Below are 16,714 nucleotides of genomic sequence, written 5' to 3'. Positions count from 1 at the left end.
TAGTCTCGCATTTCATTAAGCCGAGTAGAGCTCAAGCCATGTTTCCCTTCATGGTGATTTCGATGTCTGATTTTTCTTTAGCGAACGATTCGTTCGTCCAACGTTTTTTCTACCCTATGACTAACGTGATTCAGAACTACGCATGGGGTAGCCCTTCTTCGTTCAGCCAACTGTTTGGTACTGATAACCAGTCTGGTGAGCCGCAAGCGGAGATCTGGATGGGTGCTCACCCTAATGGTTGTTCGATGGTCACTGACAATGGTCAGCAAACCACGTTGTCGAACCTTATTTCCAAGAACCTAAACCTGTTTCTAAGTGAGAAAGTCGCAAGTCGTTTTGGTGAACTTCCGTATCTGTTTAAGGTATTAGCGGCTGAGAAAGCGCTCTCTGTTCAAGTTCACCCGAACAAGCAGCAAGCCGAATCTGGCTATGCTCTTGAAGAGCAGCAAGGCATTCCGATGACGGCTGGCAACCGCAACTACAAGGATCCCAACCACAAGCCGGAGCTGGTTTATGCCCTAACCGACTACACCGCGATGAATGGCTTTAGGTCGATCAACGAGATCCTTGAACACTTCCATTATCTCGACATTGCAGAGCTTCATTCGATGGTTAACGATCTCGCGGGCGACCAAACGCCCAATGGATTAGCCAGCTTCTTCGCGAGCTTATTGTCTTTGCAAGGTGAACAAAAAGGCATGGCGCTGACCATGTTGCTGATGAAGGCCAAGCTTTCTGATGCACCCGTGTTCCAGTTGATTTCAGAATTAGAACAGCAGTATCCAGGGGATGTCGGCCTGTTTGCTCCGCTGCTATTGAACGTGCTCACCTTAAAGCCCGGACAAGCCATGTATCTGGATGCCGAGACACCTCACGCTTACATTAAAGGTACGGGCTTAGAAGTGATGGCGAATTCAGACAATGTACTCCGCGCAGGGTTGACGCCTAAGTACATGGATATCAATGAATTAGTCTCTTGTACTCAATTCAATGAAAAGCCTGCGGATAGATTACTGCTCAGCCCGATTGAGCAAGGTGATGTGATGGAATATCAAATTCCAGTCGAAGATTTTAAGTTCTCTATCGTGCAAAACTCACATCAGAGGAAGATCACTACCGAAGGTGCCGAGATCCTACTGCCACTCGATGAATCCATGGTGCTAACCCATCAATGTGGTGAAACCTGCGTAATAGAGAAAGGCCAATCGGTGTTCATTCCCGCTTATGCTGAGAGCTACAAACTGGACTGCGTTGGCCGAGTAGCGCGTGCTTACAGCTAGCTCCCTTAGAACTCAGTACAAAGTCTTACTGCCCTGCTCATGCGGGGCATTTTTGTTGCTGATGAGGCCGCTCGGCGTGTCAAAAACATAATCAAAAACACCATCAAATATGCCCCATCTCACACTGGATGAATGATGCAAATCACACTTAATTTTGCTTGGTACAAATGTACAGTGAAGGGCTTTTATTTGCTATTTCGCGAATCGGGTTAATCCATTAATTTTAATTCAAGAACTTCAATAGTGAATGAGTTAATAAATGATCACACAGCTAACTAACGTCAACTTAATTAATAACAACCTTCAAGCGGATAATAAAAAAGAACTGTTTGAAGAATTGGCAAGCATGTTATTTGAGAACAACCGAATCAGTAATAAAGAAGCCTTCTTGTCAGACATCGAAATTCGTGAATCTCAAAGCATCACCTCAATGGACGGCATCGCTTACCCACACTCAAAAAGCAAGGCTGTAACTGAGCCGGCAATCGCTGTCGGTGTAAAGTGCGAAGGCATCGAATATGGCGATGAAGACGGCATTAATCCAACCGTATTTTTTATGATTGCTTCACCAGACAACGGTGCTGACCATCATATTTATGTATTACAAGAACTATTTGGAAAATTCAGCGATGAATTTATTCAAGATATCCATAACGCAAAAGACGAACAACAGATCCTTAATATTTTAATTAATTCATAAGGCATAGAAAATTATGAGCACCCTAACAACTCAAGCTACGAATACTAATAATAAAAACAGTAGTAGCGACTTTAAAAAACTCCTTAGTACCATGAAAGGTCACCTGCTTTTCGGAACCTCACACATGCTGCCTTTTATCGTAGCCGGTGGTGTTCTGCTGGCTTTAGCGGTCATGGCATCAGGCAAAGGTGCGGTTCCAGCAGACGGCTTACTAGCAGATATCTCTAACATCGGTATCAAGGGCCTTGTTCTTTTCCCAATCATTCTTGGCGGCTTTATTGGTTACTCAATTGCAGACAAACCAGCACTGGCACCTGCGATGATCTCTTCTGGCATCATGGCTGACATGGGCGGCGGCTTCCTTGGTTGTATCGTGGCAGGCTTTATCGCCGGTGGCGTGGTGTTCCAACTTAAGAAGATCCCACTTTCTGCAAATATGACGGCGCTAGGAGCGTACTTTATCTACCCGCTTCTAGGCACGTTAATCTCTGCAGGTATCGTATTGTGGGGCATCGGTGAACCAATCAAACTGTTCATGTCTTCTATGAACGAGTTCCTAGCTTCAATGGCTGGCGCATCTAAGATGGTTCTGGGTACAATCCTTGGCGGTATGACGGCGTTTGATATGGGCGGCCCTATAAACAAAGTAGCGACCCTATTTGCCCAAACTCAAGTAGACACACAACCTTGGCTAATGGGCGGCGTTGGCATCGCGATTTGTACTCCACCTCTAGGTATGGCTCTGGCGACTTTCCTATTCAAAAACAAGTTCTCTAAACAAGAGCAAGAAGCAGGTAAAGCGGCAGCAATCATGGGTTCTATCGGTATCTCTGAAGGTGCTATCCCGTTCGCAGCAAATGACCCAATGCGCGTACTTCCTTCAATCGTTGCCGGTGGTATCGTGGGCTGTGTATTCGGCTTCATGACAGACGTTCTACTGCACGCACCGTGGGGCGGCCTAATCACTGCGCCAGTATCAAGCAACATTCCAATGTACGTCGTCGGTATTGCGCTTGGCTCGCTAACCACAGCCGTTATCGTAGGCTTCTGGAAACCGGTAGCGGTAGAAACAGAAGAAGACATGGTTGAAGCGCCAGTACAAGCTCAAGCCGCTCCTGCAGCAGGCGAAGGCGAGTACGACATCGTCGCAGTAACATGTTGCCCTTCTGGTGTTGCACACACCTTCATGGCAGCGAAAGCACTAGAGAAAGCAGGCTTAGCCGCAGGCCTTAAGATTAAGGTAGAAACTCAAGGTCAAAACGGTATTCAGAACCGCATCAGCGACCTAGATGTAGCGAACTCAAGACTGGTTATCTTAGCTCACGATATTCAAGTGAAAGACGCTCACCGCTTTGCTAATGCGAACGTGATTGAGTGTTCAACCAAGGAAGCAATGAAGAAAGCCGCGACTATGGTGGCTATCTAAAACCTGAAACAAGTTAGAAGATAAAATTACTACCCCCTAGTAACTAAAATCCCCATTCGGCTAGTCAACGAATGGGGATTTCTTATAGTTGGGCCAACAGCATCCTTCTCGATACAAGTCATCTGTATCTCTGTCGCCTAGATGAAAAAGTATTAAGTTATGTTGTTGAACATAGTTCTATTTCAGAGGTGAGACTTTCTTTCAACTGTTTATATGGCATCGGGTAGCCCAGATAATAACCTTGGGCTTGTTCGCAATTTAACGTTTTCAAAATTGACAGTTGTTGAGCATTTTCAACCCCTTCAGCCACTACACTAATGCCAAACCCTCGCGCTATATCAATAATACCAGACGTTATGGCTCTAGAACGATAATCATCTTCCAACCCATTGATGTAACTACGATCGACTTTGATTTCATCTACATCCAATTTGCTAAATATACCAAAAGACGTGTAGCCAACACCAAAATCATCTATCGAAAAGGACACCCCTTGTTTTTTTAACTTCTGAACAGCGATCGCACACTGATCTATATCTTTCAAAATAGCGGTTTCAGTGATTTCAAGACAAAGTAAGCGAGCAAACTCGGGATCCTTTCGTAGATATTCATCCAGATGGTTCATGTCATCAACGCTATTTAGCTCTACCGCTGAAATATTGACCGAGACACTATTAAGCTCATTCCCTAGCAAGCCATTAGCCCTAAGTTGTGACGCAGTCTTCTCTAGAACTAACGTAGTCAAATCACGACAAAAATGATTCTCTTCTGCTAGCGCGACAAAGATATCCGGTGAAACGACACCATAGCGCTCATGCGTCCAACGAGACAACACCTCCACACCTGCGACGAGTCTACTTTCAATGTTGAATTTAGGCTGAAACACAATATCAATCGCTTTGTCATCAATCGCTTTACGTAATTCTTGCACCATTTCTTGACGTTGACGTTCAAGCTCAGTGAGTTTTGGGTCATGAAATTCAATCGTGTCCTTGCTTTTCTTTGCTTCAGTTAAGGCGTGGGTAGCAGATGCCATGAGTTGCTTGGCATTATTCCCATCCGAGGGGAATAGAGCAGCGCCAATACAGCAAGTGGCATTAATATTATAACGATAAGCACACTGGTTAAATCTACGATGTACGAGGGCAATGTAGGATTCAATATGTTCCGTATGGTTGAGTTTAACCAAGCACGCGAAACCATCTGAATGCACTCGTGATGAAAGCGGTTGATGCTCTATAGGAAGTTCAATAGATCGTGCAATGTCTTTTAAAAATGAATTTGTATTTTCGAATCCGATCTGGTCAGCGACAGATTTGAAGTTATCAATGTCTAATAAGAAGAGGACATAATGGTCAATGGCTTGAGAATTTTTCAGTCTTTTATTTAAATATCGATAAAAAACTGATGGGCTATGAAGCCCGGTGACACTATCAAGATCGTTGGCGCTCTCTAAATCGCGATTATTTTTCCGAACCATTACCCATAACAGAGCAGACGTTAGAATGATAAATACCAGACCTTTGACTGTCTGTGCTAAGGCATGTTCACGCAAGTCATTTGATAATGATTCAACCGCGAGATCAGAAAATAAAACCCATAAAGATGAAAGTATTAGGTAGCTGAATACTATGCTGGCCGGATATCTTTTTGTCTTGTTCATCGTTAGCTGCTATCTCTCAGTCTAATGTGTCATGACTTATATGTTATAAATTGCTCATAACGTAGCACCAACATAAATCGCAATCTACCGCTCGCGTTTTTATTTTTGACTTTTATTTACCGATTTTCGTCATCACTTTGCACGACGAAAGCCTTTTAGGGCTAAACATGCCAAAAATAATTTGTGTGGATGTTGGCTCTTAGTCAAACTAAGAGCTGCCGATCGCTTTTGTTGATGCCGGGTATGACTCTTCAATCACAATTGTATTTCGTCCTTTTAGCTTTGCTTGATAAAGCGCGCGATCGCACAGTCTTTCCACTTTTCCTTTTCTGATAGCAAGCTAATACCAAAACTAGACTTAATTGTTAGAGTTGGTTGTTGCTCAAGTTTGATCTTCTGAATTGCTGAGCGTAATTTCTCTGAAAGGGCTGCACACCAGTTACCTATGCTCCTGAAACAGTCGCTCACTATGGGTGTCTTCGCTTTCGACCTTGCCGTTGGTTAGTTCGATATCGACATTCTGACAAGGATTGGTTGATGGCCAGTCCACCAGCTGAATATCGAGCCTGATAAAAGGGTATTTTTGATAAAAAGATGGCAGGCGAGGTAACAGCCAGTTATGGCAAAAAGTGTGATTAACGCGCAGGCTCAACACGTCGGTTTCTTTTTCCCCGAACAAGATTTGAGTCTGCAATTTAAGGTGAGCAAGTGAGCCTGCCACAATCGGTTGATAATGCTGAGCAGCTGACGTTAGCTTTACGCCTTTGGAGCTGCGCTCAAACAATGTGGTATCGAGAAAGGTTTCTAAACTTTTAAGCTGCTGACTCACCGCAGCTTGGGTAACACAAAGCTCGCGCGCAGCAGCGCCAATAGAACCGAGGCGGGCAACAGCTTCGAACGCAACAAGGGCACGTAGAGGGGGTAACATGGCTTCACCTGATTGAAATAAAAGTGAAAAATACTTCAATCAGGTTTCAGTTTTTTGCGCTTACCGTTACAGATTAATGACGAAGGGACGTTGATCAGATATTTATGATCAACATCCCTTTTCTTTATTTCAGAATTTTATTGGTATATAAGAAGCTCAATTACTCTTCAATGTAGAGATCTTTAGAGTAGATACGCCCTTCTACATTGTTCTTCGCAAAACCACCGACACTTGGTCGCACTAGACGAGCCTGCATGTAGTAGTAGATTGGCGCGATCGGCATGTCTTCTGCCAGCAACTGTTCTGCCCGGTCGTAGAAACCTTGGCGATCTTGTTCGCTGGTTGCGGCTAGTGCGCTATCCATTGCTGCGTCGTACTTTTCATTGTTGTAGCGAGCAAAGTTACCTGAAGAGCCAGAACGCAACAGGCTCAAGAAGGTTGATGCTTCATTGTAGTCACCACACCAAGAGGCGCGCATCACATCAAAATCACCTTGGCGACGCGATACCAAGTAAGACTTCCACTCTTGGTTTTCTAGTTCAACTTGTGCGCCTAAGTTGCCTTTCAGCATTGATGCAATCGCCACTGCAATCGACTTGTTCGATTCACTGGTATTGTAAAGCAGTTTGAAATCCAACGGGTTAGACGCATCGTAGCCCGATTCTTGCAATAGTTCTTTGGCCTTTTGATCGCGTTCTTTCTGAGTCCACGTGCTGTATTCAGGTTGTGTTGCATCAAAACCAGCCGTGTACTCATGAGCAAAGGTATAAGCCGGTAAGTTGCCCACCTGAGTCACACCATTGGTGATAACGTCACGCATCATAGAATAAGAGACAGCTTTACGTACTCGCGCATCATCAAAAGGTGGTCGCGTAGTATTGAATGCGTAGTAGTAAGTACACAACAGAGGCACTGTGGTAAACGCATCTTGATATTTGCTTTTAAGCTGCTGCGCCATGTGTGTAGGCACGTCCGAAGTAATATCGACCTCGCCCACCGCATAACGGTTAATCGAGGCATTCTGATTCTCAAACGGAATATAAGTTACTTCGGTTAAGTGGGTATCTGAACTGTCCCAGTACGTCGGGTTCTTCTTAAGCTCAATGCGCTCGTTCACCACCCACTCATCTAGTACGAATGCACCATTACCAACAAATTGCTTAGGATCGCTCCACGGCTTGTCACTACTTTCTAGGGTTGCTTTGTGCACTGGCATCATGGATGTGTGGCCCGTCATCGCAACAAAGTATGGCACTTTGCTATCAAGTTCGAACTTCACCGTGTGCTTGTCGACAGCGGAAATACCGAGTTCTTCAACTGGCTTCTTACCTTCTGCTACGTCAGCGATATTGTTGATTTGAGTAAGCTTTAGGTACCACACATTTGGCGATGCCGTTTTAGGGTCTACCGCGCGTCTTATCGCATACACGAAATCATCGGCCGTCACCGGATCGCCATTCGACCACTGCGCGTCTTTACGCAGATGGAATACAAACGTCTGGTTGTCTTCGGTTTCCCAAGACTCCGCGACACCTGGGGTGATGTTGCCATCGCGATCTTGAATCACTAAACCTTCAAATAGGTCGCGTAGAATGTGCATTTCGGGCAAGCCTTCTGCCTTTGCCGGATCGAGTGTCGCAGCTTCTGCATCATTGGCACGCACCAGATGTTGCTCTTTCGCCAGAGAAGTTCCGGCAGGCAATGTGTCAGCAACGGCAGTTACTGATATAAAAGGGGTCAATAGAGATGAAATGAGTAAAGCCGTTGAATGTTTTTTAAAATCCATGTTTTTTTGCTCTCCTAGCCTATCTTTGAAGCAAAGTAATAAAATTAACAATGCGACGGTTGACGAGTTTTGACGCTATGGTTTATTTAATAGAGGTCATCTAAATAGTAGTTATACCAATCACAGTAAGTAAGTGTTCAAAAATAGCGCAGGAAAAAAGCTAGAGAACAAGGCTGCTCTTTTCAATAAATAGTTTCGATAAGTAGTTATTCTACAATCAAAAAATCTAACGACGTTATCGAGATTTTTAACAAGCTAGGGTGAACAGTTATTTACTACGATTGGTTTTACTATTTGATAGTACTTGATCAATCAGGAGATTAAGGTGAGTTTAATTCCAAGAACGGAAAGAGCTGCGTTTTCGATAAAGCCGCTGTCATATGGAAAATCGGTGTTGGGCGCACCCTTGCTCTACTTCCCCGCGCAAATAGAAAGCGAATCTCGCGGGCTGATTTTAGCAGGCACACACGGTGATGAAACCGCTTCTATTGCAGGATTATCTTGTGCGCTGAGAAGCTTGCCAGCCGCCAACTTGAGACACGATGTGATCCTGTCGATGAACCCAGATGGCAATCAATTAGGCACTCGCGCCAACGCCAACCAAGTCGATCTGAACCGCGCCTTCCCAACTCAAAACTGGACAGAAAACGGCACTGTCTATCGCTGGAGCTCCCACACACCAGTCAGAGATGTAAAAGTGAAAACCGGCCAAGCCAACCAGCTCGAACCTGAAGTGCAGTCCCTCATCACACTCATTGAACAGCGTAAGCCAAAATTCGTCATCTCTTTCCACGAACCTCTCGCCATGGTCGATGACCCAACCCAATCGGAGCTTGCCACTTGGCTAAGCAAACAATTCAACCTACCGCTCGTTGAAGACGTGGATTACGAAACCCCAGGCTCATTCGGCACATGGTGTCAGGAAAGAAACCTACCGTGCATTACTGTAGAACTACCGCCCGTTTCTGCGGATTTAACTATAGAGAAGTATTTGGATGCGTTTGTGGCAGTGTTGGGGTGTGAGGGAAATTAGTCTGGAGTAGGCTACATATACACATACGAACAGTAATTCATCCTAATTACTAGTGAATCATATATTCCGTCTACTGAATCAATCCCATTCATAATCTATGCCGAATTCTTCCTTTGCATCATTTCAACTTATCTTTAGAGAAAGGCAATCGACATGATTAGCGCGATGAAAACTTCACTATCAATGAACTTCGGGGCTCGTCGCTATGAATCTAACTCGTTATAAAAAATCATGACAAGTGTCTGGACAAAAACGTTCCAAGAAAATGATCCTAAAACGGCACTATTTCTAAATTAATATTTATCGTTAGAGGTGATGGCGATTGGGGTTTACACGCAAGTTACTACAAGTAGTGTAATAAAGGCTCCAGCAAAGCACTAGAGCCTTAAATACCATTAGAAATTGAATCTAGTTAGTAGCCTCAAGCTCTTTCTCTGCAACCGACAGCATCTCAAACTCTTCCTCAGCGGTCGATGCGACCAATTTATTACGGCTATATAGGCCATAATAAGCACCACCAATCACAAAGAGTCCCATAGTCATAAAGAATGCAGATGGGTCAAAAGCATAAACACCCGTCATTGCAATAAGCGACAGCACTAGTGAAGTGCCGGAAGTCAGCATGCCACCCGGTGTTTTGTATGGACGGTGAAGCTCTGGTTGCTTGATACGCAACAATATATGACTAAGCGACATTAATGCATAAGACACTGTCGCCCCCACTACCGCCATCGCCAAGATCAGGTCGCCTTCTCCGGTCAATGACACAGCAAAACCAAACACACCCGGCACCACTAAAGCACGAGCAGGCACTTTGTTTTTGTTTGTAAGCGACAAGCTTTGAGGCAAGTAACCCGCACGAGACAATGCAAACACTAAGCGGCTATAACCGTAGATAATCGAGAAGAATGAAGCAATAAGTCCTGCAAGTCCTAGTATATTAACAGCCGTTGCAACGGTTGGATTACCGGTCAACTTCAAGGCATCGACTAGAGGAACGGCACTATTCGCAATCGCTTCAGAACCCACAGCGCCCGCAAGCAGCAGAACGACTAAGGTAGCGGTGACCAGTAAGAATAACATTGCGCCGATAATGCCTTTGGGTACATCCTTGGCCGGGTTTTTCGCCTCTTCAGCAGCCAATGGAACCCCTTCTACCGCAAGAAAAAGCCACATTGCAAACGGTAGTGCCGCCCATACACCATACCAACCAAAAGGAAGTAGTTCTGTGGCTTGTGCGGTTGCCGGAGCGATATCAAACAGATTATTAGCATCAAACTCACTAACCAATACGCCTGCTGTCATAAGAATTGCTAGTACGGCTAACCCACTGATGACCATCATGACTTTCAGAGCTTCTCCTACCCCTGCCATATGAATACCGATAAAGATGGCATAAAAGATCGCGTAAACAAGAGGACCATCGATACCCATTAGTTCATTCACCGCTGAGCCAATAAAAATGACAATCGCGGCAGGTGCAAGGGCATACTCAATTAAGACGGATAAGCCGGTAAAAAATCCCCCCGTTGGTCCCATGGCTTGTCGAGCAAAACTATAGCCACCTCCTGCTGCGGGAATAGCCGCAGACATCTCCGCCAAAGAAAGGACAAGGGTAAAGTACATCACCGCCATAGCAATTGCAGCAATAAGAAAGCCTCCCCAACCAGCTTGACCGATACCAAAGTTCCAGCCTGCAAAGTCACCAGAGATCACGTATGAAACGCCTAACCCTGCTAGCAAAATCCACCCAGCAGTACCCCTTTTAAGTTGTCTTTGCGCCAAATATTCCTGATGTTCTGACATTGTAAATCCCTCTATTTTTGTCTTTTATCCAATTAAAAAATTGCCTGTGTGCTTGTCTTCTAACTGCTCACCACCTTCTTCCTCGATACTCGAACGGTCTTTAAGGTTGACCCCAGAAAGCTCTAGCCGACGAGCTTCCTTCAATAGGTATACCGCTCGCTTACACGCATCTTCATAAGCCAACCCCTGTGGGCGAATATTAGAAATGCAGTTCCTATCAGAGTCTTTTGCTCCTCTTCTTGCCTGCCAAGTCAGGTACATACCCATGCTATCTGGAGAGGTCAGTCCCGGGCGTTCACCAATCAAAACCACCACCATCTTGGCTTGTAAGCACTCGCAAACATCATCTCCTATTGCCACTCGGCCCTGCCTCACAACAGTAATAGGAGCAACATGCCACGGCACTTCGTCTTCCCCTAATAAAGAAAGCAGATGCTCAATGACTGGATTTGCATGATTTTGAATGGCAATTGAAGACAAGCCATCAGCCACTACTATCGCGAGATCAAACGGGGGAGACTCTGAATGAAGAACGGCTTGCAACTGATTCCAACAGACGTCATCAAGCTCACGACCAAGATCCGGCCTTTGCAAATACATGAATCTGTCTGTCGCTTTGCTGTGCGCCTTAATTGGTGCCTGAGAAGTGTGTTGAATGACCGAGTTTGATTGAGCGATGAGCTCAACCAATGAATCCACATCTAAAGCACAATGAACGGCATCCATCGCCTGTGCATGGTCGAGTTGAAATGAAAGCAACTCTTTAGTTGGAACGCTATTTCCACTTCGACCCAGTGCAATACGTGCCGATGTAAAACCTTTAAGCTCGTGCCAAGGGTTTTGAGTTACCAACTTAGAAGCAGAATGTTTTGCCATAGAGACCACCTTACCCATGTGCGGGGCCTCCATTAAGTTGTGCTAGAGCGCCAGAAAATGAGCCGGAGAGTCGTTCATTTAGGCGCACATCTTTTACATCATCAAAAATCTGCATCTGAGTTAGCCACTCCTCAAACTCCGGCGCAGGTTTTAAACCCAACACCTTGCGTGCATAAAGTGCATCATGAAACGAGGTTGTTTGATAATTGAGCATGATGTCATCGGAACCCGGAATCCCCATAATGAACGAGCACTCAGCGACACCGAGCAATGTCAGTAAGTTATCCATATCATTTTGATCGGCATAGGCATGGTTGGTATAGCAGATATCACACCCCATCGGCAGGCCAAGCAATTTGCCACAAAAATGGTCCTCAAGCCCTGCTCGAATAATCTGTTTTCCATCAAAGAGATATTCAGGGCCGATAAAGCCGACCACGGTATTAACCAACAATGGATTAAAATGACGCGCTACGGCATAAGCCCGTGTCTCACAAGTTTGTTGGTCCACACCATGAAAAGCATTGGCAGAGAGAGATGTTCCTTGCCCTGTCTCAAAGTACATGACGTTACTTCCAACGGTGCCTCGGTTCAGCGAAAGCGCCGCTTCGTTTGCTTCTTTAAGGATCGAAAGGTTAATACCAAAGGTGTCGTTCGTACCTTGAGTACCACCAATAGATTGAAAGACGAGATCCACCGGAGCGCCCATCTCAATCGCTTCAATCGTGTTTGTAACATGGGTTAATACGCAAGATTGGGTCGGGATCTGGTAGTGTTGAATGACCTCTTCCATCAGATTCATCAACTTAATTGCCTGTGGTACATTATCTGTTGCGGGATTAATGCCGATCACAGCATCACCATTGCCATACATCAAACCATCAAAAATACTGGCGGCAATGCCATTGAGAGAATCGGTTGGATGATTGGGCTGTAAACGGGTGGATAAACGACTAGGCAAGCCAATGGTGTTACGAAACGCAGTCACTACCCGACATTTTTTGGCGACTTGGATCAAATCCTGATTACGCATGATCTTACTCACTGCAGCCACCATTTCTGGAGTTAAACCAGGACGCAGCTTTGCAAGCGTGAGACTATCGGCTTCATCACTTAGCAGCCAGTTCCGAAAGTCTCCCACTGTAAGGTGATCAATCGCTTTAAACGCCTCTCTATCATGGCTATCAATGATTAAACGAGTAACTTCATCACTTTCATAAGGGATCACCGCTTCATTTAAAAACGTCTTTAGGGGCAAGTCTGCCAGTGTCATCTGAGCTACAACACGCTCTGCAGCAGAAGTCGCAGATACACCAGCCAAAACATCCCCTGAACGCTCTGGCGTAGCCTTTGCCATCAGATCTGCTAACGACTCAAAGTTAAAAACCAGGTGCCCTTGTTGTCGGCGATAAGCTGCTGTCATAAATTCCCTCTTCATAAACTGGTTCAGTTCTTGCTCAATAACCTTTTGTATATATGAGTAATTAAGCGATTTTTGAACCGAATGAATATCAAGAATCGGCAAACATAAAAAAGCATTAATAAACATAAACTTAAAGACACACTGTACTAATATGGGTCACATGGGTAGGTCATGGAATGATGAGAAAGGATGAAGAATTGATGCGTTATGCACCTAATTTGTGCACATTCAACACATTTGATGCAAATCAGCAGGCAGCCAGCCTCTTTAACTGGCAGCAAGAATATGACCAACTGAGTCAAGGAAGTTTTCTAGGTCAGATCCGTGAACGAAAATTTTCTCACGTGCACCTATTTCGAGAAGACAGCAACCGAAAACTCAAGCAGCAATGTCGTATTAATGAAGGGATTTGGTTAGGGATCAGTGCTAACGATAGACCTTTACACATCAATTACGCACAAGGTAATCCTGATAGTATTTTGATCCGTGAGGCTGGGGCGGATTTTGAGCTACTTACGCCAGAAACCTTTTCTATTTATGGGTTAGTCATAAGCCCTTCACTGGTTGAAATGATTCAGCAACAGCTAGAGATTGAATCATTAAACAGCAAGAGCCACTTTCTTGGTTGCTCTCAACACTACACCCAACAAATAAAAGCTTACTTGAGCTTACTACTCTCCCCCGAGTCAATCTCGCTGGTCTTTTCAAACTCATCAATCCATTGTTCAAGATATGTTGGTCGAATTGTTCGCTCAATCGTCTAATCAAAATATGCAAAAAACCAATGCCTCACAGCGTGAGAACACCATGCGTCGAATTAGGCAGTACCTAGATAACTCGCAGTACCGTAAACCCGTCACCGTGTCTGAACTGTGCGATGCGGTTTATGTCAGTCGCCGTACGCTGCAATACACCTTTGAGTCCTGTTGTGGCATATCACCAAAACAATTTATACAAAATGTACGTCTCAACCAGGTACGGCGCATTCTGCAAAATCCGAGCGAACAACGGTGCATCAATGAAATCGCCTTTGACTTTGGTTTTTTTCATCTGGGATATTTTTGCCAAAGCTACAAGCAGTTGTTTGGTGAGTCGCCCATGCAAACACGTTCTAATGTCTAAAACCCAAAAAGTGTCGAGGGACAACTTAAAAAAATGTAGTTAGACGATATGAAAGACGAATAGATTAGTTGACTATCCTGCCTCAAGATCACAACGCATGAACTTCACTTCAAGTGCCTGCCGCCATCAAGGTGCAAAGTCCTTCCTGTCATATAGTGACTAGCCAAAACAAACTTAATGCCATCTATCACTTCTTCAAAGCCTGCCTCTGCGGGAATCAGTGCTTTTTTCAGAGCTTTGGTTTTGTACGCCTCGTCATCATGTTCATTGAATTTTATCATGGCAGGAGAGACAGTATTGACTTTCACCTTGGGAGCCAACATCGCTGAGAACGACAGCGTCAGGTTGTTGAGTGCAGCTTTACTGGCCGCGTAAGCGATGTGTTTTTTACTGCCTTTTTCCGCAACGTAATCACTGATGTGGATGATGTCCGACGTTTTATCGCCAGACATTAATTGGTCTTTGAGCGTTAAGTTAACCAGATAAGGCACGGTAGCGTGAACCGTCATCATCTGGTTCATGATTTGTAATGCGTTTTCACTGGGATTTTTTTTGTTCTCCGGTTGCCAGTCGGAAGCGTTATGGATGATGGCTCGAATCGCCTTATATTCTTGACCAACATAATGCAAAAAACCCTCTAAGCTACTTTGTTGATAAAAATCTACCTGTTGCAAGTCGGCTCCACTGTCGCGCAGTATTTTCAGCTGGGGATAGTCGCTTCGGTAAGTGCCAACGACTTTGTATCCGTCAGATATAAGTTGCTGCGCCAGAGCGAATCCTAAACGCTTCCCCACTCCAGTTATTAGAATCGTTTCACTCATCGTAAAAACTCAGCTCTAGTTTGAGGGTTAGTTTTGAAACTGCCACCAAGCGCGGTTGTGGTGGTTTCAGAGTTAGCGTCCATAACGCCTCTCGATTTAACGCAGTAGTGAGTTGCTTTAATCGTCACAGCCACATTTTCTGTTTCAACCAGAGCCTGTATCGCGACCAGGATTTGTTGAGTAAGGCGTTCTTGAACCTGCGGACGCTGAGCAAAGAATCGAACAATACGGTTTATTTTAGATAGCCCAAGAATCTTGGATTCTGGGATATAAGCCACTTGTGCTAAACCATCGATGGTGATGAAGTGATGTTCGCACGTCGAAGTTAAATCTATATCCGATACCTTAACCATTTCATCAACTGACATTTTGTTGTCGATAACACTAATTTTGGGGAAGTTATTGTAGTCGAGCCCTGAAAATATCTCGTGAACGTACATCTTTGCAATGCGATGAGGTGTTTCAGCGAGACTGTCATCGGTTAAATCCAGCCCGAGCGTACTGACAACTTCCGTCAAAAGCCCTTTGATGCGGTTGTACTTCTGGTCGGGGTTCATTTCGCTCGATGTCATCGGGGTTTCAAGCCCCTTTTCGAGCAAAGCTTCTCTTACTTTTTCAGCTTCTGTGGTTAGCATTGAGTCGCTCCTTATGAGTTAATCTTCAAGTTCTGCTTCATAGCTCAGGGTGAGCGAGACGGAATCGGCGAAACGTAGAGCATGAGGCTTGTCAATTCTCACCTGAGCGTATCGGACCCATGAATGGTCGATACAAATACCGAGTACGTCGCTGGTTAACTTTTCTAAAAGCAGAAACCGTCCAGATTCAACATGTTCAATAATTTTTTTGCAGATATTTTTGTAGTTAAGTGCGTTCTCCACATCATCAGAGAGGCAAAGGTTGTTCGCGGGATAATGGATCTCCGCATTTATGACGATGTCTTGCTGCTTGGTTTTTTCTTCTTCGTTGAAGCCGATGAAGGTTCTTAATCTGAGATTTGTGATGGTGATAATCGCATTGTGATTCATAACAGTTTCCGATCCTTAGAAGGTAGAGTGAGTTACGTGCCTATTAGAGGAAAAGATCAATAAAGCTCAAGCGTTCTGTTTAAAGCAGTTACAGGGACTAAGTGAAGCTGACCTCGAACGGTATAAGTTCGGTTTTCTGACTCAGCTGATCGAAGTTGTTCCAGAGATGCTGAAAAGAGATATCTAGAGTGGGATGAAGTTCTTGCGCGGCAACATCAACTAACGGTCGAAGCACAAAAGCGTACTCGGTGATTTCACCTCGAGGCAGCTCTACTCCATCGATAGTGCCCACTTCGTTACCGTAAAGAAGGATATCGATATCCATCGTGCGCGAAGCGTATTCTTTAGTTTCACGCTTGCGGTCATTCTCTAATTCGATTTGATGCAGAACCTTAGCCAGTTCAGCGATAGAAAGGTCACATTCAAACCCAACGACTAGGTTTAGGAAGTTGTCTCCTTCAAAACCAACAGGCTCACAATCGTAAAAATTAGAGATGTGTAGAGGTGCAAAGCGGCTATTCAATGCTTTGAGAGATTCTGTGACGTGATATTCGCGGTTAATGTTGCTTCCGATGCTGACATAAACGGTGGCCATAATTTTTTCTCCCTTTTAATCGGCCTCTTACGTTGTAAGTCGCTAGGAAGATCAGCTATGGATCCGTTTGATGTAGGGAGGGTAAAAGAAAATCTCCCGACAACTCATATAGAGTTCGGTTCTGAGTCGGAAAGGAGGACTTTTGAACTAGAAAATGCCACGGGCGAAAATTCAGTGTGATTACCGAGGGAGGTTGACGGTCTAATTACCGAAGGACTCTGTCACAGTCT

Annotated in this window: 13 protein-coding genes and 3 pseudogenes; 5 read left to right on the top strand and 11 right to left on the bottom strand. The window is 44.8% G+C overall.

The window, feature by feature from the left end; all coding sequences use genetic code 11:
* Positions 1-62 precede the first annotated feature (62 nt).
* The 3 genes from manA (at position 63) to AB6E78_RS14535 (ending at position 3,406) form a co-directional block, all read left to right on the top strand.
* Entirely contained in the window at positions 63-1,280 is a 1,218-nt protein-coding gene (gene manA / locus AB6E78_RS14545) for a mannose-6-phosphate isomerase, class I (RefSeq protein ID WP_102393943.1), read from the top strand.
* A 259-nt stretch (positions 1,281-1,539) separates the two neighbouring features.
* Positions 1,540-1,980, top strand: coding sequence for a PTS sugar transporter subunit IIA (locus tag AB6E78_RS14540; protein ID WP_372111415.1), 441 nt, complete (start codon positions 1,540-1,542; stop codon positions 1,978-1,980).
* Positions 1,981-1,993: 13 nt separating this feature from the next.
* Positions 1,994-3,406, top strand: a complete 1,413-nt coding sequence (locus tag AB6E78_RS14535) for a fructose-specific PTS transporter subunit EIIC (protein WP_372111413.1) — start codon at positions 1,994-1,996, stop codon at positions 3,404-3,406.
* 157 nt (positions 3,407-3,563) lie between these two features.
* Here AB6E78_RS14535 and AB6E78_RS14530 read toward each other — a convergent pair whose 3' ends face one another.
* From AB6E78_RS14530 to AB6E78_RS14515, 4 genes and pseudogenes are all read right to left on the bottom strand, one after another.
* Positions 3,564-5,069, bottom strand: a complete 1,506-nt coding sequence (locus AB6E78_RS14530) for a putative bifunctional diguanylate cyclase/phosphodiesterase (protein WP_372111411.1) — start codon at positions 5,067-5,069, stop codon at positions 3,564-3,566.
* A gap of 208 nt (positions 5,070-5,277) precedes the next feature.
* Positions 5,278-5,501 (bottom strand): annotated as a pseudogene (locus AB6E78_RS14525) (GGDEF domain-containing protein); the annotation flags it as partial.
* A gap of 10 nt (positions 5,502-5,511) precedes the next feature.
* Positions 5,512-5,997 (bottom strand): annotated as a pseudogene (locus AB6E78_RS14520) (LysR family transcriptional regulator); the annotation flags it as partial.
* 160 nt (positions 5,998-6,157) lie between these two features.
* A complete protein-coding gene (locus AB6E78_RS14515; protein ID WP_372133868.1) occupies positions 6,158-7,783 on the bottom strand; it encodes an ABC transporter substrate-binding protein in 1,626 nt (541 codons plus the stop codon).
* Between the two features lie 325 nt (positions 7,784-8,108).
* Between AB6E78_RS14515 and mpaA the strand changes: the two genes are divergently transcribed.
* Positions 8,109-8,816 (top strand): murein tripeptide amidase MpaA, encoded by a 708-nt coding sequence (gene mpaA / locus AB6E78_RS14510; protein WP_372131090.1) that lies wholly within the window; start codon positions 8,109-8,111, stop codon positions 8,814-8,816.
* Between the two features lie 408 nt (positions 8,817-9,224).
* Here mpaA and eat read toward each other — a convergent pair whose 3' ends face one another.
* Genes eat through AB6E78_RS14495 form a run of 3 tightly spaced genes read right to left on the bottom strand, consistent with a single transcriptional unit; the run spans position 9,225 to position 12,921 of the window.
* Positions 9,225-10,622, bottom strand: coding sequence for an ethanolamine permease (gene eat, locus AB6E78_RS14505; protein ID WP_017061647.1), 1,398 nt, complete (start codon positions 10,620-10,622; stop codon positions 9,225-9,227).
* A 24-nt stretch (positions 10,623-10,646) separates the two neighbouring features.
* Positions 10,647-11,516 carry an ethanolamine ammonia-lyase subunit EutC gene (eutC, locus tag AB6E78_RS14500; RefSeq protein WP_017067008.1) on the bottom strand — a complete coding sequence of 290 codons (870 nt, stop codon included), beginning with the start codon at positions 11,514-11,516 and terminating at the stop codon, positions 10,647-10,649.
* Positions 11,509-12,921 (bottom strand): ethanolamine ammonia-lyase subunit EutB, encoded by a 1,413-nt coding sequence (locus tag AB6E78_RS14495; protein WP_372112533.1) that lies wholly within the window; start codon positions 12,919-12,921, stop codon positions 11,509-11,511. Before AB6E78_RS14495 ends, eutC begins: the two co-directional genes overlap by 8 nt.
* Positions 12,922-13,121: 200 nt before the next feature.
* On the opposite strand from AB6E78_RS14495, the pseudogene AB6E78_RS14490 reads away from it, so the two are divergent.
* Positions 13,122-14,043, top strand: a pseudogene (locus AB6E78_RS14490) (helix-turn-helix domain-containing protein).
* A gap of 104 nt (positions 14,044-14,147) precedes the next feature.
* On the opposite strand, the gene folM reads toward AB6E78_RS14490, so the two are convergent.
* The 4 genes from folM to folK all read right to left on the bottom strand — a co-directional run bounded on the left by folM (position 14,148) and on the right by folK (position 16,484).
* Complete coding sequence (gene folM / locus AB6E78_RS14485) at positions 14,148-14,864, bottom strand: dihydromonapterin reductase (protein ID WP_017061643.1); 717 nt, start codon at positions 14,862-14,864, stop codon at positions 14,148-14,150.
* Positions 14,861-15,499, bottom strand: a complete 639-nt coding sequence (gene folE / locus AB6E78_RS14480; protein WP_048611743.1) for a GTP cyclohydrolase I FolE — start codon at positions 15,497-15,499, stop codon at positions 14,861-14,863. Before folE ends, folM begins: the two co-directional genes overlap by 4 nt.
* A gap of 18 nt (positions 15,500-15,517) precedes the next feature.
* On the bottom strand, positions 15,518-15,889 hold the full coding sequence (gene folX, locus AB6E78_RS14475; protein ID WP_017067658.1) for a dihydroneopterin triphosphate 2'-epimerase: 372 nt from the start codon (positions 15,887-15,889) through the stop codon (positions 15,518-15,520).
* Positions 15,890-15,986: 97 nt separating this feature from the next.
* Positions 15,987-16,484, bottom strand: a complete 498-nt coding sequence (folK, locus tag AB6E78_RS14470; protein ID WP_372112529.1) for a 2-amino-4-hydroxy-6-hydroxymethyldihydropteridine diphosphokinase — start codon at positions 16,482-16,484, stop codon at positions 15,987-15,989.
* Positions 16,485-16,714: the final 230 nt, after the last annotated feature.

The organism is Vibrio sp. 10N.247.310.98, from assembly GCF_041467395.1.
Taxonomy (GTDB): Bacteria; Pseudomonadota; Gammaproteobacteria; order Enterobacterales; family Vibrionaceae; genus Vibrio; species Vibrio crassostreae_C.
The sequence above is the reverse complement of the archived record's forward strand: the minus strand, read 5'-3'. Positions and strand labels throughout refer to the sequence as shown.